Raw genomic sequence first — 16,319 nt, 5'->3', positions numbered from 1 at the left:
CCCGCTGGTATCCTTTCGGGGGTAGCCATTCGGACCATGTACGCCGCGCCCCTGATCCGCAGAGTCGCCCTCACGCGCGCCGCCCCGGTGGCGTTCGCGGCGGTGGTGGCGGTGCCGGCGGCGCTGATCGGCGAGATGGCGCTGGCCGTGGCGGCAGCAGTGCTGGCGATCGGCGCGGCGCTGTGGATCGACTGGTTGCAGCGCCGGGTGGCCGGCGACAAGGCTCCGCAAAGCGGCACCGAACCGCCGCCGGTGCAGCGCCAGCGCGTCGTGGAGGTCCACCCGGTCAGCGGCCTGCCGGTGCGCGAGGGGCTGATCGAACGGATCGCGCGCGACCGCGGCGGGCTGCTCGGCATTATCGCCTTCACCGATTTCGACCGGCTGTCGGCGTTCGACCCGGTGCTCGCCGACCGCGTGTTCACCGCCTGCACGAAACGGCTGCGCGCGATGCTGCCCGCCGAGCGCTTCCTGGCGCAGGTCGATCGCGGGCATATCGGCGTGTGGTTCGGCGCGGGGCCGGGCGATGCCCCGAGTGACGCCACCAGTGACGCGGACGCCTGGGCCGAGCTGGATGCGGTGGCCTATGCGCTGAGCGAGGTCATTGTCGATGGCGACAACCAGATCATTCCGCAGGTCGCCTTCCGCCTGGCCCCGCACGATGCCGCCGACGGCCAGTCGCCCGCGGCGTTCGTCGCGCGGACGCTCGCGTCCTTTGCGCTGCCGCCATGCGGTTCGGTGAGCGTGGTGCAGCCGGTCGCCGACCAGGCCGAAACCGCGCGCGACCGGTTCGCGCTGGAACAGGATCTGCGCCAGGCGATCGACCGGCGCGAATTGCGCCTGGCGTATCAGCCGCTGGTCGACGCATCGCAGGGCTGCATCGGCGGCGCAGAGGCGCTGATCCGCTGGGAGCATCCGACCCGCGGGCTGATCCCGCCGGCGCAGTTCGTGCCGGTGCTCGAATCGATGGGGCTGGCGCAGGAAATCGGGATGTGGGCGCTCAACACCGCCCTGCGCGAGGCGCGCGGCTGGGCGGCGAGCGATCTGGGGCGCCTGCGCGTCGCGGTGAACGTTTCGAGCCTGCAGCTCGAGCGCGACGACCTGCCGCAGCTCGTTCAGCGCACGCTGGAGAGCCACGGGGTGAGCGCGAGCCAGCTCGAACTGGAGCTGACCGAAAGCGTCGCGACCAGCGATGCCGAGCATTGCCGCGGCATCTTCGCGCGACTGCGGGCGATGGGGATCAAGCTGGCGGTCGACGATTTCGGCACCGGCTATTCGGGGTTCAGCTCGCTTCGGACGCTCGATTTCGACAAGATCAAGATCGACCGCGAATTCGTGACCGACGTCGACAGCCGCGGCGACAGCCAGGCGATCTGCCAGAGCATCATCGCGCTCGGCCGGGGTCTCGGTATCCGCGTGCTCGCCGAAGGGGTCGAGCGGCGCGGCGAATATGAATGGTTGCGGCGGCATGGCTGTCACCATTTTCAGGGCTATTATTTCGGGCAGCCGATGACGGGCGAGGCGTTTGCGGCATGGGTGCGCGACCGCGAGGCGCTCGGTCGGCTGCTCGCCCCGCCGGGTGGCGGACAACGGATTCTGGAGAAGATACGGGCATGACACAGACGATGAAATTCTGGGGCGCAGCGGCGCTGTCGCTGGCGCTGGCGGCGTGTTCGGGCGGGCCGGCGCGGGTCGCCTCCACGCCGACGCCAGCGGTCAGCACCGCGGGCGAGGTCGATCGGATCAACGACCTGCTGCTGGCCGGCGACACCGGCGGCGCGCGCAAGGCGCTGAAGGCGGTGCTGAAGCGCGAGCCGATGAACGCGAACGCGCTGCTGCTGCGCGATTCGGTCGAGCGCGACCCGAAGGAGCTGCTGGGGCCGCAGAGCTATCCGTACGCGGTGCGCAGCGGCGACACGATCACGGGGCTCGCGACCCGGCTGCTGGGCAACCGGCTGAAGGCGTATCAGCTGGCGCGGTACAACGACCTGACGGCGCCCTATGCGCTGGCGCCGGGGCAGAGCCTGCGCATCCCCGGCACGCCGCCGCGGCCCGAGCCGGTGCGCAGCGAGCCCGTGCGGCGGCCCGAGCCGGCCCCTGCGAAGCCTGCGCCCGCGCCCAAGCCGACGGCGGCAAAGCCCGCCGCGCCCGCCGCCAATCCGGTGCTGGCACGTCAGTTGCGGACTGCGGGCCTTGCCGCGCTCAACCAGGGCAATGTCGCGCGCGCAGTCGCCATGCTGCGCCGTGCCGCCGCCGCCGACCCCGGCAATCCCGCGATCGCGGCGGATCTGGCGCGCGCCGAGCGCATCGCGGCGACGGTCAGGGCGCGCCAGTAAAGCGCCGATTAAAGTGATGTGCAGCAATTGGTTAAGCCCCGCGGCGTATAGCCGCGGGGTGTATTCAGGGGCGTGAGGGCGACGGGATGACGATGCTGGGCCGATACCGGATCGATTCGCGGCTGGGCGAAGGCGCGATGGCCGACGTCTATCGCGCGCACGACCCCGACATCGGCCGCACCGTGGCGATCAAGGTGCTGAAGCCCGAATATGCGCGCGACCCCGAACTCGGCGCGCGCTTCCTGCGCGAGGCGCGGGCCGCGGGGGCGCTCAGCCACGCCAATATCGCCACCATCTACGACGTGGGCGAGGCCGACGGCGTCGCGTACATCGCGATGGAGCTGGTCGACGGCCAGCCGCTCGACGTGCTGCTGCAGAACCACGGACGGATGCCGTACGAGCGCGTGCTCGACCTCGGTCGGCAGCTGGCGAGTGCGCTCGGCTATGCGCATGGCTGCGGCGTCGTCCACCGCGACGTGAAGCCGTCGAATATCCTGCTGTCGGCGGACGGCAAGACCGCCAAGCTGCTCGATTTCGGGGTGGCGCGAGTGGGGGAGATGGATGCCGCGACCGCGCACAGCCAGCTGGCGAAGACGCAGGTCGGCCAGCTGATCGGCACGCCGCGCTACATGAGCCCCGAACAGGCTTTGGGCCTGCCGGTCGATCACCGATCCGACCTGTTTTCGCTGGGCGTCGTTTTGTACGAGATGATTACCGGCAAGGTCGCGTTTCCGGGAACGGCGCTCGCGACGCTCGCCATCCAGATCGCGCAGGAAAAGGTCGAACCGATCGACCGCTCCGCCGCCGATTGCCCGCCGGGACTGCGCTTCGTCATCGACAAGCTGCTGGCGAAGAAGCCCGAGCAGCGTTTTGCCGACGGTGCCGCGCTGGAGGCCGCGCTGACGCGCGAGATCGCCGCGCAGGGCGAGGCGCCGGCGGGGCGGCGGGGGGTGCCGCTGAAGGTGAAGCTGCCGGCGACGCTGGCGTTGGTTACCGCGCTGACGCTGGGTGCGTGCATCAGTTTCGGGCTGGCGCGCGAGCGGCAGGCGCTGGAGCGGATGGCGCTGGTGTCGGGCAATTCGACCGCGACGTTCCTGACGAGCAACGCCGCGGTGCTGGCCGCCGACAACGCCGGGCTGCCCGCCGATCAACAGGACTGGTCGGCGTTGCAGGCGTTCGCGGTGAGTGCGGGGCGCGATTCGGGCATCCGCGAGCTGGTCGTCGCCGATTCGGGCGGCGTGGTGCGCGCGGCGTCCGATGCGGCGCTGGTCGGCACGCGCTATCGCCCGCACGGCGGCGAGGGCGTGATGCGCGACGGGGCGCTGCACGCGAGCGCGGTGGCGGATAACGGGCGCGGGCGGGGCATCCGCTTCGTCCAGCCGATCGCCTATGCCGGTGCGAATTTCGGGACGGTCGACCTGGTGATGCGGCGCACCGCGCTCGACGCGGCGCTGGATGCGGCGCGCACCTCGCAGCTGGTGCTGGCGGGGGTCGTGATGCTGGTGGTGCTGGTGATCGGCTATCTGAGCGGCGCGATGGTCGCGCGCCCGCTCGCGCGGTTGCGCCGTGCGCTCGACGAGGCGGCGAAGTCCGGCTTCCAGCTGCGCATCTCGCACCGCCGGCGCGACGAATTCGGCGCGGCGTTCGACGCGTTCAACCATGCCGCCGCCGCGGTCGAGGGGCGGATCGATGCGCCCGCCGACGCCGCCGATGCGATGGCCGCGACGCGGATCGCGCGCGCCCCCCGGCTGGCGGCATAGGAGCGCGGCGCGATGTACATGCTCCAGCTGTTCGACCGCGCCGACGAGGTCCAGCCGATCGACGCGCGCCTGCTGCGCGACGGCGTGCTGAAGATCGGGCGCGACAGTGCCGCCGACTGGACGATCGCCGATCCCGATTTCGAACTGTCGCGCGCGCATTGCGAGCTGGCCGTCACCGGCGCAGGCCTGAGCCTGCGCGCGCTGGGCGCCAACGGCGTGTTCGACGACGCCACCGGCACGCGCTTTCCCGATGCCGTCGACGTGGACGTGCCGCTGCCCGCGACGCTGCGCTTCGGGCGGTTCCGGCTGCGCGCGGCGGCCGCTCCGCACGGCGACGCGCCCGCCGACATGGCGCGGACGATGGTGCTGACCCCGCCGCTCGGCACGTCGGCTGCCGTGCCCGACGACTGGAGCGACGCCGTTCCGGCCCCGCCGACCGGCGGCGGCTCGCTGCTGGAGGCGTTCTGCGACGGCGCGGGGCTCGATGCATCGCTGCTGTCGAGCGAGGATCCCGCCGAGGTGCTGCGCCGGGCGGGCGCGGTCTATCGCCAGATGGTGCTCGGAATCGGCGACCTGATGGCCGAGCGCAATCGCGCGCGGGCGCAATACGAACTCTCCCGCACGACGATCGGGGGCGCGAACAACAACCCGTTCAAATGGGCGCCGACGCAGCGGCTGGCCGTCGACCTGCTGCTGAACGGATCGGGCAGTTTCCTGAGCGGGCCGGCGGCGCTGCAATCGTCGTTCCGCGATATCAAGCGCCACCTGATTGCGACCTTTGCGGGGCTGCACGGCAGCCTGCGCGCGGCGATCGCGGCGTTCGATCCCGCGGAACTGGACGCAGCGGCAGCGCCCCGCGCGTCGCTGTTGAAGAGCCGCGCCGCAGTGATCGCCGAGGATGTCGCCGCGCGCCACGCCGACCTGGCGGCGCAGCTCGACGGCGGCGGCGGCGGATCGCTCGACCGCGCGTTCGTCGCCGCCTACGACCAGGCTGATGCCGCCGCCGCGCGCGAGGCCGGACAATGAACGCGGTGCCGCGCGCGCGGGTCTGGCGGGGCGATGCGCTGGCGCGCTCGACCGCGCGCAGCCATGTCGGACGGGTGCGCCGGATCAACGAGGACCGCGTGTTCGACTGGCCCGATGGCGGCGTGTGGGCGGTGATCGACGGCATGGGCGGCCACCGCGGCGGCGACGTCGCGGCGCAGACCGTCGTGGAGGCGTTGCGCGGGCTCCAGGCCGGGGCCGACAGCGTCCTGGCTGCGCTCGCCGATGCCAATGCGCGCATCCACGCCCGCAACGCCGCCGAGGGCGAGCAGGCCGGGGCGACCGTCGTCGCGCTGGGGCTGGACGACGGGCGCGCGACAATCGCCTGGGCGGGCGACAGCCGCTGCTACCGCTGGCGGGACGGCGCGCTCGAATTGCTGACCCGCGACCACAGCGTCGTGCAGGAGCTGGTCGATGCCGGCCTGCTGACCGCGGACGGCGCCGCGCGGCACCCGCAGGCCAATGTCATCACCCGCGCGCTGGGCGTCGATGCGACCTGCGACGTGGAGACGCGGGTCGCCGACTACCGCGCCGGCGACCGCTTCCTGCTGTGCTCCGACGGGCTGTCGCGGTCGCTGGTCGACGGCGACGTCACCGACGCCCCGATCGAGGCCTTGGCCGACGACCTGCTGGCGCGGGCGCTCGCCAACGACGGCAGCGACAACATCTCGCTGATGCTGGTCGATCCGGGCGGTTGAGCGCCTTCACACCTGACCCGTTCCAAGGACGTGTCACGAGCGTCACCACTTGGGGCATGTGCTTCGACTGCGCTCGGCACGAACGGATCGGGGGTGTCAGTGCGATCCGCTCACGCCGTTGCCACCGCATACAGTGCGATCGCGGCTGCGTTCGATACGTTGAGGCTTTCGACCTGGTCGCTGATCGGCAGGCGGGCGAGCGCGTCGCAGTGCGCTTCGGTATTCGCGCGCATGCCTTCGCCCTCGGCGCCGAGCACCAGCGCGACCTTGGGCGCGCCGAGCGATTCGGCGAGCGTCGCCGTGCCCGCGCCGGTCAGGCCGATGCGCCAGTAGGTCGCCTCCGCCATCTCCTCCAGCGCGCGGGCGAGGTTGACGACGCGGACCCATGGCACCGTCTCCAGCGTGCCCGACGCCGCACGAGCGAGCGCGCCCGATTCCGGGGGCGCGTGGCGATCCTGCGTGACGATGCCGAGCGCGCCGAACGCCGCCGCCGAGCGCAGCACCGCGCCGACGTTGTGCGGATCGGTCACCTGGTCGAGCACGACGAGCGGGCGGCGATCGTCGGCACCGGCGCCTTGCGCGAGCAGGTCGCCGAGCCAGATGTCCTCGAGCGGATCGACCTCGATCACCAGACCCTGGTGCGGGGCGTCGCCGGGCACCAGCCGCGCGAGGTCGGCGACGTCGGCGATGGTCACGGGTATCGTCGGCGGTACCGCGCCGAGTGCGCTGAGCGCCTCGCGCGTGCCCCACATCTTGCGGATCACGCGCTCGGGGTTGGCGAGCGCTGCCGTCACCGGGTGGCGGCCCCAGAAGCGGGGGCGCGACGCGGGGGATTTGCCGGGGCGGTGTCCAGGCTTGTGGCCGCGCTTGCTCATCGGTCCTCGTCCGGGTCGGTGTAGTTGAAGGGATCGGTGACCTTGGGCTGCTGCGGCAGCATCCGCGGCAGCGGCTTTTCGGCATTGGCCGACTGGAGCAGCATGCCGGCGAGCACGATCGAACCCTGGCGCAGGTCGTCCGCCTTCATGTGATCGAAGGTGTCGATCGACGAGTGATGCACGCGGCTGTCGTAGTCGAGCGGATCCTGGATGAACTGGTAGCCGGGGATGCCGACCGCCTGCATGAAGACATGGTCGGTGCCGCCGGTGCGCCCGATCACGACGTCCTTCGCGCCCATGCCCGCAAACGGGCTCAGCCATTCGCGGAAGATCGGCACGACCGCGGGATTGTTCTCCGCATACAGGCCGCGCAGCTTGCCCGAGCCGTTGTCGATGTTGAAATACGCCGCGAGATTCTCGTAGCCGGGCTGGGCGGTGACCGGCCAGCGGTTCGACCAGCCCATGTAGCGCGCAAGCCCGGTCTGGCGATTGCCGCCGGGGCCGCGGGTCGCGAGGTTCTTCTCGACGTAATCGAGGCTGCCGAGCAGGCCCTGTTCCTCGCCCGCCCACAGCGCGAAGCGGATCGTGCGCTTCGGCCGCACGCCCATCTTCGCGAGGATGCGCGCCGCTTCCATCACCATGACGGTCCCGGCGCCGTTATCCGACGCGCCGTCGCCCGCCACCCACGAATCGAGGTGGGCGCCGGCCATGACGTAGCCAGCCTTCGGATCGGTGCCGGGAATTTCGGCGAAGATGTTGTACGCCTGCGTATCGCTGTCGTCGAAGCGGACGTCGGAGTTGATCTCCAGCGTCGGGGCCGGGCCCATCTTGGCGAGGCGGGCGAGGCGGCGGTAGTCCTCCGCCGCGATCTGGACGCCGGGGATCGCCGGCGTGTCGCCGACCGCGAACATATAGCCTTCGCCGTGGACCAGCTTGCCGTCGCGGTAGCTTTGCGTGGCGTAGGCGATCGCGCCCTCGGCCTTCAGGAACGCATCGAGCTTCTTGGCGAAGTCGAGCCGCTTGACGCGACGGTCGGCGGCCTCGGGGTCGTAGCGCGGCTGGCGGAACTGATCGAGTTTCGCGATGTCGTCGCCCGACAGCCGCTCGAACGGCGCCTCATTGGGCTCGGACCCCTGCGTCGGCAGCGAGATCATCACGATCTTGCCGCGAAGCTGGCCGCGCCACTTGTCGAAATGGCGTTCGGCACTGATCGGCGCGACGATGACGGGCCCACTGATCGCGCCGTTGGTGGCGGGCGTCCACGCGATCGGGATCGCGGTCAGCTGGATCGGGCGGGGCGTGACCATCCGCACGCTGGACGACATGATCTGCCATCCGCGGCCGAAATCGAAGCCCTCCTTGTGGATGTTCTTCAGCCCCCAAGTGCGGAACTTGTCCTGGGTCCAGCCCTCCGCCTTGCGCATGCCCGGCGAGTTGGTGAGGCGGGGTCCAATGACGTCCATCAGATGCTGCGCGGTCATGACGACCTCGGACTGATTCGTGCCCTCGTCGATGATGCGGTTGATCTGGGTGCGGTCGGCCTGCTGCGCGGCGGCGGGCATGGCGATGGCGATGAGAGAGGTGGCGGCGAGTGTGAGCGGCAGGCGCATCATGGTCCCCCTGGATGACGGCGTGAATTGTGCGTGTGCTATTGATCGGGCGAGCCGGCGGCAAGGCCCGCGTTGACAGCACGGCCCCGCTTCGGCATGGGGCGCCCTCGCTCTGCAACGAGCGACCGATCCCGCGCACCACGGCGGGGTCTGTGACCTGGGGGACAGGTGGCCGAGTGGTTAAAGGCAGCAGACTGTAAATCTGCCCGTGCAAGCGTACGCTGGTTCGAATCCAGCCCTGTCCACCAACCTTCGCTCCGCTGATCGCGGAGCTTCGGCTGGCTAGCCATCCTTTTTCGCACCGCTAATGTCGTGGGATGTTCTACGTCTACATCCTGCGCAGCGTGGGCGATCCCGAACAGCATTACACTGGATTGACGGATGACCTGCGGGCGCGGCTGGCGGAGCATAATGCCGGGCGATCGGCGCACACTGCGAAGTATCGACCGTGGATTTTGGTCAGTTACACGGCGCTGCCAAACCGCGAACGCGCTGCCGCCTTCGAGCGCTATCTGAAGTCCGGTTCGGGTCGGGCCTTTGCAAACCGACATTTGCGATGAAAGCCGGGCTTGCCCGCCGAAGCCCGCTTCGCCTAAAGGCGAAGGGGCGCAGGCGGGTGTAGCTCAATGGTAGAGCAGAAGCCTTCCAAGCTTACGACGAGGGTTCGATTCCCTTCACCCGCTCCAGCCTGCGCGAGCCGTCCGGCGAAGCCGGAGCGCGAACAGCGCAGGCTCGGCCGGCGGCGCCAAAGCGCCGTCCGACGACACGGCTTTGCCGGGTCGCGGCCCTGGGACCGCCGCGTACCGTCTCCCCCCACACAGCTAGACGCCACGCACCCCCTCGCATAAAGCCCGCGGCCTTATGGCGCGCATCCAGACCCCCCAACGCATCCGCGGTACGCAGGACATCGCTTTCGAGGAGCAGCGCCGCTTCGCGCATGTGCTCGACACGTTCGAGCGGGTGCGGCGGCTGTATTGCTTCCAGCGGATCGAGATCCCGGTGTTCGAGGACACGCAGGTGTTCGCGCGCTCCATCGGCGAGACCACCGACGTGGTGTCGAAGGAAATGTACAGCTTCGAGGATCGCAGCGGGGACTCTGTAACGCTGCGGCCCGAATTCACCGCGGGGATCGCGCGCGCCTATATCGGCAACGGCTGGCAGCAGCATGCGCCGATGAAGATCGCCACCAGCGGCCCGGTGTTCCGCTACGAACGCCCGCAGAAGGGGCGGTATCGCCAGTTCCACCAGATCGACGCCGAGGTGATCGGCGCGGCCGAGCCGGCGGCGGACGTGGAATTGCTGGCGCTGGCCGACCAGTTGCTGCGCGAGCTGGGGATTGCCGACGACGTGACGCTGCAGCTCAATACGCTGGGCGACGCCGAGACGCGCGATGCGTGGCGGGCGGCGCTGGTCGAGCATTTCCAGGGCGCGCGCGGGGAGTTGAGCGAGGACAGCCTGGCGCGGCTGGACAAGAATCCGCTGCGAATCCTGGATTCGAAGGATCCGCGGGATCGTCCGATTGCCGACAGTGCGCCGGGGATCGACGATTTCCTGACGGACGCCGCGCGCGATTTCTTCGGGCAGGTGACCGCGGGCCTCGATGCCGCGGGAGTGGCGTGGACGCGCAACGACCGGCTGGTGCGGGGGCTGGACTATTATCGCCATACCGCGTTCGAATTCGTGACCGACCGGCTGGGCGCGCAGGGGACGGTGCTGGCCGGCGGGCGCTATGACGGGTTGATCGGGAGTTTGGGCGGACCGGAGACGCCGGGCGTCGGCTGGGCGGCTGGGGTCGAGCGGCTGGCGATGTTGATTGATGAGCCCAATAACTTGGCGATCGACGCAGTCGTCGTGCCAATAGGGTCTGCAGCCGAAAGCCAGGCGCAGGGCATCGTCGCTGCTCTGCGAAGGGCAGATGTCACAACCGACATGGCATTCACCGGCAACATGAAGCGCCGTCTGGCGAAGGCCAACGCACTCGGCGCGAAATACGCAATTATTCTCGGCGATGACGAACTGGCGAAGGATGTCGTCGTCGTCAAATCGCTCTCGACCGGGCAGCAGGCAGAGATGCGACGGAACTGGATTCCGCAGGGCATTTTCGACCTGTTGTTCGAGGATGAGCTTGCCGAGCACCAATGCCAAACGCTGGCTCCCTTGGCTGAGCGGCTAACTCCAGCATGAGTGTTTGCACCAAAGTAAGCCGTGCCCCCGCGCAGGCGGGGGCCCAGGGTTACGGAGCTCTGCCCTCGCAACCCTGGGCTCCCGCCTGCGCGGGAGCACGGGGTGGGTGGGGCTCGGTATGAAAATCGCCCCCGAACGCATCGCGCAGATCGAGGCGCGGCGGGATGAGTTGCAGGCGCTGATGGCGACCGGCGACTTGTCGGGCGAGCGCTTCGTCGCGGTGTCCAAGGAATATGCCGAGCTGGAGCCGGTCGCGGCGGCGGCTGGGCTGGTGCGGCGGTTGCGCGCTGAAGCGACGTCGCTCGCCTTCATGACGCAGGACGCAGACGCCGACCTGCGCGCGATGGCTCTCGAGGAACTGCGCGAGAACGAGGCGGCGCTGGGGTCGGCGGAGCGGGCGCTGGCGCTGTCGCTGCTGCCGCGCGATGCCGCCGATGCGCGGCCGGCGATGCTCGAGATTCGCGCCGGCACCGGCGGGGACGAGGCGGCGCTGTTCGCGGGCGACCTGATGCGGATGTACCAGCGCTATGCGGAAGCGCAGGGCTGGCGCGTCGAGCTGATATCGTCGTCCACCTCCGACGCGGGAGGCTTCAAGGAAGTCGTTGCCAGCGTCACCGGGACCGGCGTGTTCGCTAGGCTGAAGTTCGAAAGCGGCGTCCACCGCGTGCAGCGCGTGCCGGTCACCGAGAGCGGGGGGCGCATCCACACCTCCGCCGCCACGGTCGCGGTGCTGCCCGAGGCGGAGGACGTCGACGTCCACATCGACGAGGCGCGCGACCTGCGCATCGACGTGTACCGCTCGTCGGGTCCGGGGGGGCAGTCGGTCAACACGACCGATAGCGCGGTGCGCATCACGCATCTGCCGACCGGGCTGGTGGTGATCCAGCAGGACGAGAAATCGCAGCACAAGAACAAGGCGAAGGCGCTGAAGGTGCTGCGGACCCGGCTGTATGAGGCCGAGCGCGAGCGGCTGGCCGCCGAGCGATCGGGTACGCGCAAGGCGATGGTCGGGTCGGGCGACCGGTCCGAGCGCATCCGCACCTACAATTTCCCGCAAGGCCGCGTGACCGACCACCGCATCAACCTGACTCTCCACCGCCTGCCCGAGATCTTGGAGGGCGAGATGGACGAACTGCTGACCGCGCTGATCGCCGAGGACGAGGCGGAGCGGCTGGCGAGTCTCGATGCGTAGGGCGGCCTGCCGCGCGCAGCGGCAGGACTCGCGCAAGCACGGCCGGCGGGGCGGCGCCCCGTCCGACGACGCGGCTTTGCCGCGGCGTTGCGCGATGGACGGTCCCTCGTGACCGCCCGCCACGCCCTCGCCGCCGCCGCCGCACGCATCGCCGCCGTCTCCCCGACCGCGCGGCTCGATGCCGAATTGCTGATGGCGCACGCGATGGGGGTGTCGCGCGAGACGCTTCTGCTCTCGCGTCTCGACGACCCAGCGCCACCCGCCTTCGCCGATTTGGTCGCAAGACGCCTCGCGCACGAACCCGTCGCCTATATCACCGGCACCCGCGCGTTCTGGACGATCGAGCTCGCGGTCGAACCCGGCGTGCTGGTGCCGCGTGCCGACAGCGAGACGTTGATCGAGGCGGCGGTGGCGCATTTCGCGGGAACGGGCGGGCCGGGGTCGGTGCTCGACCTGGGGACGGGATCGGGGGCGCTGTTGCTGGCCGCGCTGGATGAATGGCCGCGCGCGCGCGGGGTGGGGATCGACGCCTCCGACGCGGCGCTCGCCATCGCAGCCGCCAATGCCGCGCGGCTTGGGATGGAAACGCGGGCTAGATTCGCGCGGGGGGGCTGGGGCGGCGACGGCGCGCGCCATGACCTGATCCTGTGCAACCCGCCCTATATCGCCACCGACGACGTGCTGCCGCGCGAGGTGGTGGAGTGGGAGCCGGCGTCGGCGCTGTTCGCGGGCGCGGACGGGCTCGACGATTACCGCGCCATCGCCGGCGTGCTGCGCGCGCAACTCGCGCTGGGCGGGGTGGCGTGCGTCGAGGTCGGTTCGACGCAGGCGGACGTGGTCGGCGCGCTGTTTGCGGACGCAGGCTTCGCGGTCGCGGTGCGCCGCGACCTGGCCGGGCACGCGCGCTGCCTGGTGCTGACTTGACGGGGGCGGGGCCGCTCACAATATTATGCTTGGCGATCGCTGCCGCAGCCGCTAAGACTGGCGGCGGGGCAGGCACCATCTTCCAAAGCATTGATAATCGGGCTTTGTGATACTGGCGCTCGCCCGATCACGCTATCGCGCCGCTGACGTCCGGCGGCAATGGCGGGGCGATCCGCGGCGCTTGGTCCGGAACGCCCGGGGGTATGTCACGCATCCACGGTCCGCGCAGTTTTAACCGGACCCGGGACGCCAGATTGGGACAGGACCGAACATTTTGATGAACAATCGTCAGGCCGGCCGCCGTCGCGGTCGTGGCGGGCAGCGTCAAGGGGGAAACCCCGGTCGCCCGGACAATGGCAATCGCATCGACAACCGCGCGCGCGGCAATGCCGCCCAGCTGCTCGAGAAGTACAAGAACCTCGCGAGCGATGCGCAGCGCAGCGGCGACCGCGTCACCACCGAATATTACCTGCAGTTCGCCGACCATTATTTCCGTGTGCTGAGCGAAAGCCGCGCGCGGATGGAGGATGGCCAGGGCCAGCAGGGCCGTCGCCAGCAGAACGACGACGACGATGGCGGCGACGATTTCGGCTATGAGGGCGAGATCGCTTCGCCCGCGAGCTACGGCCAGACCCAGCGCCCGCAGGACGACGAGGATGAGGCCGAGGCCCGCCGCGAGGAAGCCCGCCGCGAGCTGCGCCGGGGTGACCAGCGCGGCGAGCGTAACGATCGTGGCGACCGCGGCGGCGACGACCGCCCGCGTCGCGATCGCGCTGCCGGTGAGGCGAACGGCAACGTCGGCGAGCGTCAGGAACGCCCCCGTCGCGACCGTTCGGACGAGGGCGACGAGGCCCCGCGCCGCTCGCGCTCGGCCAATGGCTATGCCCGCGACCGGGGCGATGCCCCGCGCGGCGACGACACGCGTGAGGCGCGTCCGGTGCCCGCCAACGACGAAGTGCAGGCCGAGCGCCCGCGCCGCGGCCGACCGCGCCGCGATGCGGTGGCGGCGGTCGAGAGCGAAGGCTTCGACGCCAACATCCTGCCGCCCGCGATCGCTCCTGCTGCGGTCGAGGCAGGCGAGCCCGACGCAGCCGTCGAGGAGCGCCCCCGCCGCGGTCGCCCGCGCCGCGTGCGCACCGACGACGAATCGATGCCGCCGGCGGCGTGATCTGCCTTCGGATGACGTGAAAAGGGGCCGGTTCCGCGGGTGCGGGGCCGGCCCTTTTTCTTTGGGCGTTGTGCCGGGGTTTCGGGTGAGGAGAAGAGTATCGGTTTGCGCAGAGGCGCGGAGGCGCGGAGGCGCGGAGGGGTGTGCTTGACGATAGCCCCCCGAGCGTCGCGGCGGCCGCGTCCTGGGGCGCGGAAGAAGGGGGTTCAGAGAAGGCGCGAAGGCGCGAAGATGGGGCGGACGCTCCAGGGGCGTGGCCGATCATGAACGCGATCACTCGGCGACCTACCTGAGCATCGCGCCAGGTGAACCGTCTCCGCGGCTTGGCGTGATTAGTGCGGCAGCGCATAATAAGGATGTTCACGCGCAGGCGCGAAGGGGGTGTGGTCGCGCTGTCGGTGTCGCGCGAGCCACTGCTGGCCGATGTTCGGCGGTGGCTGGCGTGAGGTTCGCGGGCTGTCGTCGAGCGCATCCCCTTCGCGCCTCCGCGCCTCTGCGAGAACCACTCCTTCTTCGCGCCTCCCCCGAACTCCCTTCCCTTCACCGGTCCCGCCAGGACTCCGCATCCTCGCGCAGGTCCGCCCGGTCGACGGCTTCGTCGTGGCCGCTGCCGGAGCTGAGGAACATCAGCCCCATCAGCGCCGCCGCGAGCAGCACCGACAGCCCGACGCCGAGCGCCGTCGCGATCGCCATATGTACGGGCAGCGGGCCGACCGCGTGCCACAGCACCGCGACCGCGACCGCGGCGGCCACCGCCGACGCCAGCGCCATCCACCGCATGATCCGCCGGAACCGCGCCCAGGCGAAGGCGGCATAGGCGGGATCGTCGAGGGGCCCGCGCTCCGGCATGTCCTTGCGCATCCCTTTGCCAATGCGCCCGATCCGTGGGATGCTCAACGCCCGAGACAGATGGGAGAGGATGCGATGACGATCGCGATGGTCCTGGGCGACAAGGGGCGCGAGGTCACCTCGATCCCCGCCACCGCGCGGGTCGGCGATGCCGTGACGCTGCTGGCCGAGCGGCGCATCGGCGCGGTGCCGGTGATGGACGGTGACCAGGTGGTCGGCGTGTTTTCCGAACGCGATGTGATCCGGTGCCTGCACGACGGCGGGGCGGCGGCGCTGGCGCGCAATGTCGCCGACGTGATGACCACCCCGGTGATGACGGTCGCGCTGGGCGATTCGGTGCTGGGCGCGCTGTCGCTGATGACGCGGCGGCGGGTGCGGCACCTGCCGGTGGTCGAGGGCGGGGTGGTGATCGGCATCGTCTCGATCGGCGACCTGGTGAAGCACCGCATCGACCGCATCGAATCCGAAGCCGCGGCGATGCGCGACTATATCCAGCGGGTGTGAGGGCTCAGCCGCCGCGGTTGCGCACCAGCGCGATCGCCGCGGCGACGGTCGGGCGTGCGAAGGCGAGCAGCCACCCGGCATAGACGGTGCCCCCGGTCGCGATCAGCACCGATAGGTGCGGCAGCGCGGGCATGGCGGGCAGCGCACGGTCGACGACCAGCACGACGAGCGCCATCGCGACACTCGCCAGTACCGGCACCGCTACGGCTTCGGCCAGATCGCGCACGCCCACCCCGATCACCGGCAGCGTCCGCCATGCGCAGATCGCCAGGAACAGCGGCCAGGCGACGATCCATGCCGCGGCCAGGCCCGGCAGCCCCCATTGGATGCCGACCAGGAAGGCGACCGGCAGCAGGATCGCGCCGGTCGCGCCGTTGCGCGCGCTGATTCCCGGCTGGCCGCGGGCGTCGCTGGCCGGGGCGAACAGGATCTGGAGCGTCATGAACGGCATGGCGAGCGCGAGCAGCGCGACGACCGGCCCGACCTCGATCCACTTGTCCCCCAGCATCACCGCGACCAGCGGCCGCGCGACGACGGCGAGCCCCAGGTAGAAGGGCATGGCGACCAGCAGGATCAGCCCGACCGAGCGGCAGAAGGCGGCGGCGACTCCGCCCGCATCGCCCTGCATCCGCGCATAGGCGGAGAAGGCGACCTCGTTCAGCGGCGGTACGAACTTCGCGACGAAGATCTGCGCGAGGAACAGTGCCGTCGTGTAGATGCCGAGCGTATGGGCGTCGAAATGGCGCCCGGCGATAAAGACGTCGGCCTGGCTCTGGACGAACCAGAACAATTGCCCCGCCGCCATCACCCCGCCGAAGCGCGCCATGCCGCCGGCGCCGCGGAAATCGAAGCTCGGCCACATCCACGCGCGCGCTGCGGTCATCATCCCGACCGCGCGGGTGAAGAAGAGCACCATGGGCGCGAGCACCAGTGTCCAGACGCCCAGGCCCGTCATCGCTCCCCCGATCGCGGCGAGCGCGCCGGCGACCGAGGATATCAGATTGACCGCGGCCTGCCGGCGGAAGTCCATCGCGCGCGCGAGCAGCGCATAGGGGAGCGCGATGAACGGCGTCGCTATATAGAGCAGCGCCTGCACGCGGAGCAGCTCGGCGACCTGGCCGTGGCGGAAATAGCCGGCGGCGAGCGGCGCGAGCGCGAACTGCAGCCCGCCCAGCCCG

15 protein-coding genes and 2 tRNA genes (1 of these 17 only partly in view) are annotated in these 16,319 nt (G+C 70.4%); 13 read left to right on the top strand and 4 right to left on the bottom strand.

What is annotated here, in order from left to right; translation table 11 throughout:
• Positions 1–36: 36 nt before the first annotated feature.
• From M9980_RS11225 to M9980_RS11205, 5 genes are all read left to right on the top strand, one after another.
• Entirely contained in the window at positions 37–1,614 is a 1,578-nt protein-coding gene (locus M9980_RS11225) for a putative bifunctional diguanylate cyclase/phosphodiesterase (RefSeq protein WP_250750741.1), read from the top strand.
• Positions 1,611–2,333, top strand: a complete 723-nt coding sequence (locus M9980_RS11220; RefSeq protein WP_250750738.1) for a LysM peptidoglycan-binding domain-containing protein — start codon at positions 1,611–1,613, stop codon at positions 2,331–2,333. Before M9980_RS11225 ends, M9980_RS11220 begins: the two co-directional genes overlap by 4 nt.
• Positions 2,334–2,419: 86 nt before the next feature.
• Entirely contained in the window at positions 2,420–4,093 is a 1,674-nt protein-coding gene (locus M9980_RS11215) for a serine/threonine-protein kinase (protein ID WP_250750737.1), read from the top strand.
• Between the two features lie 12 nt (positions 4,094–4,105).
• Entirely contained in the window at positions 4,106–5,119 is a 1,014-nt protein-coding gene (locus tag M9980_RS11210; RefSeq protein WP_250750728.1) for a type VI secretion system-associated FHA domain protein, read from the top strand.
• The gene (locus M9980_RS11205) at positions 5,116–5,835 is read left to right on the top strand and encodes a PP2C family protein-serine/threonine phosphatase (protein WP_250750726.1); all 720 of its coding nucleotides are present in this window, start codon (positions 5,116–5,118) and stop codon (positions 5,833–5,835) included. The genes M9980_RS11210 and M9980_RS11205 overlap by 4 nt, the downstream gene beginning before the upstream one ends.
• A 110-nt stretch (positions 5,836–5,945) precedes the next feature.
• Here M9980_RS11205 and M9980_RS11200 read toward each other — a convergent pair whose 3' ends face one another.
• Together M9980_RS11200 and M9980_RS11195 are read right to left on the bottom strand one after the other, a co-directional pair.
• On the bottom strand, positions 5,946–6,710 hold the full coding sequence (locus M9980_RS11200; RefSeq protein ID WP_250750724.1) for a TrmH family RNA methyltransferase: 765 nt from the start codon (positions 6,708–6,710) through the stop codon (positions 5,946–5,948).
• Positions 6,707–8,320: a M20/M25/M40 family metallo-hydrolase gene (locus M9980_RS11195; RefSeq protein WP_250754903.1), complete on the bottom strand. Its 1,614-nt coding sequence runs from the start codon at positions 8,318–8,320 to the stop codon at positions 6,707–6,709. The genes M9980_RS11200 and M9980_RS11195 overlap by 4 nt, the downstream gene beginning before the upstream one ends.
• Positions 8,321–8,482: 162 nt before the next feature.
• On the opposite strand from M9980_RS11195, the gene M9980_RS11190 reads away from it, so the two are divergent.
• The 7 genes from M9980_RS11190 to M9980_RS11160 all read left to right on the top strand — a co-directional run bounded on the left by M9980_RS11190 (position 8,483) and on the right by M9980_RS11160 (position 13,788).
• Positions 8,483–8,568: transfer RNA gene (locus M9980_RS11190), tRNA-Tyr, on the top strand.
• 69 nt (positions 8,569–8,637) lie between these two features.
• Positions 8,638–8,880 carry a GIY-YIG nuclease family protein gene (locus M9980_RS11185; protein ID WP_250750722.1) on the top strand — a complete coding sequence of 81 codons (243 nt, stop codon included), beginning with the start codon at positions 8,638–8,640 and terminating at the stop codon, positions 8,878–8,880.
• 52 nt (positions 8,881–8,932) lie between these two features.
• A tRNA-Gly gene (locus M9980_RS11180) sits at positions 8,933–9,006 on the top strand.
• A 175-nt stretch (positions 9,007–9,181) separates the two neighbouring features.
• Positions 9,182–10,504: a histidine--tRNA ligase gene (gene hisS / locus M9980_RS11175; protein WP_250750720.1), complete on the top strand. Its 1,323-nt coding sequence runs from the start codon at positions 9,182–9,184 to the stop codon at positions 10,502–10,504.
• Between the two features lie 118 nt (positions 10,505–10,622).
• Positions 10,623–11,696, top strand: coding sequence for a peptide chain release factor 1 (prfA, locus tag M9980_RS11170; protein WP_250750718.1), 1,074 nt, complete (start codon positions 10,623–10,625; stop codon positions 11,694–11,696).
• A gap of 108 nt (positions 11,697–11,804) precedes the next feature.
• Positions 11,805–12,620, top strand: a complete 816-nt coding sequence (gene prmC, locus M9980_RS11165) for a peptide chain release factor N(5)-glutamine methyltransferase (protein ID WP_250750716.1) — start codon at positions 11,805–11,807, stop codon at positions 12,618–12,620.
• A gap of 277 nt (positions 12,621–12,897) precedes the next feature.
• Positions 12,898–13,788, top strand: coding sequence for a DUF4167 domain-containing protein (locus M9980_RS11160; RefSeq protein ID WP_250750714.1), 891 nt, complete (start codon positions 12,898–12,900; stop codon positions 13,786–13,788).
• A 540-nt stretch (positions 13,789–14,328) separates the two neighbouring features.
• On the opposite strand, the gene M9980_RS11155 is transcribed toward M9980_RS11160, so the two are convergent.
• The gene (locus tag M9980_RS11155) at positions 14,329–14,649 is read right to left on the bottom strand and encodes a hypothetical protein (protein WP_250750712.1); all 321 of its coding nucleotides are present in this window, start codon (positions 14,647–14,649) and stop codon (positions 14,329–14,331) included.
• A 63-nt stretch (positions 14,650–14,712) separates the two neighbouring features.
• Here M9980_RS11155 and M9980_RS11150 point away from each other — a divergent pair, with 63 nt between their 5' ends.
• Positions 14,713–15,141 (top strand): CBS domain-containing protein, encoded by a 429-nt coding sequence (locus tag M9980_RS11150; RefSeq protein WP_250750710.1) that lies wholly within the window; start codon positions 14,713–14,715, stop codon positions 15,139–15,141.
• Positions 15,142–15,145: 4 nt separating this feature from the next.
• On the opposite strand, the gene M9980_RS11145 is transcribed toward M9980_RS11150, so the two are convergent.
• Positions 15,146–16,319 carry the 3' portion of a lipopolysaccharide biosynthesis protein gene (locus tag M9980_RS11145; protein WP_422921361.1) on the bottom strand. 332 nt of this gene lie beyond the right edge of the window, so only the last 1,174 of its 1,506 coding nucleotides appear in the window; the start codon falls outside the window, past its right edge; the stop codon is at positions 15,146–15,148.

It is taken from the genome of Sphingomonas donggukensis (assembly GCF_023674425.1).
GTDB lineage: Bacteria > Pseudomonadota > Alphaproteobacteria > Sphingomonadales > Sphingomonadaceae > Sphingomonas > Sphingomonas donggukensis.
The sequence above is the reverse complement of the archived record's forward strand: the minus strand, read 5'-3'. Positions and strand labels throughout refer to the sequence as shown.

Coding starts and splice junctions, on each gene's coding strand:
- M9980_RS11225 (WP_250750741.1), top strand. CDS start 37: ATGTACGCCGCGCCCCTGATCCGCAGAGTCGCCCTCACGCGCGCCGCC.
- M9980_RS11220 (WP_250750738.1), top strand. CDS start 1,611: ATGACACAGACGATGAAATTCTGGGGCGCAGCGGCGCTGTCGCTGGCG.
- M9980_RS11215 (WP_250750737.1), top strand. CDS start 2,420: ATGACGATGCTGGGCCGATACCGGATCGATTCGCGGCTGGGCGAAGGC.
- M9980_RS11210 (WP_250750728.1), top strand. CDS start 4,106: ATGTACATGCTCCAGCTGTTCGACCGCGCCGACGAGGTCCAGCCGATC.
- M9980_RS11205 (WP_250750726.1), top strand. CDS start 5,116: ATGAACGCGGTGCCGCGCGCGCGGGTCTGGCGGGGCGATGCGCTGGCG.
- M9980_RS11200 (WP_250750724.1), bottom strand. CDS start 6,710: ATGAGCAAGCGCGGCCACAAGCCTGGACACCGCCCCGGCAAATCCCCC.
- M9980_RS11195 (WP_250754903.1), bottom strand. CDS start 8,320: ATGCGCCTGCCGCTCACACTCGCCGCCACCTCTCTCATCGCCATCGCC.
- M9980_RS11185 (WP_250750722.1), top strand. CDS start 8,638: ATGTTCTACGTCTACATCCTGCGCAGCGTGGGCGATCCCGAACAGCAT.
- hisS (WP_250750720.1), top strand. CDS start 9,182: ATGGCGCGCATCCAGACCCCCCAACGCATCCGCGGTACGCAGGACATC.
- prfA (WP_250750718.1), top strand. CDS start 10,623: ATGAAAATCGCCCCCGAACGCATCGCGCAGATCGAGGCGCGGCGGGAT.
- M9980_RS11160 (WP_250750714.1), top strand. CDS start 12,898: ATGAACAATCGTCAGGCCGGCCGCCGTCGCGGTCGTGGCGGGCAGCGT.
- M9980_RS11155 (WP_250750712.1), bottom strand. CDS start 14,649: ATGCGCAAGGACATGCCGGAGCGCGGGCCCCTCGACGATCCCGCCTAT.
- M9980_RS11150 (WP_250750710.1), top strand. CDS start 14,713: ATGACGATCGCGATGGTCCTGGGCGACAAGGGGCGCGAGGTCACCTCG.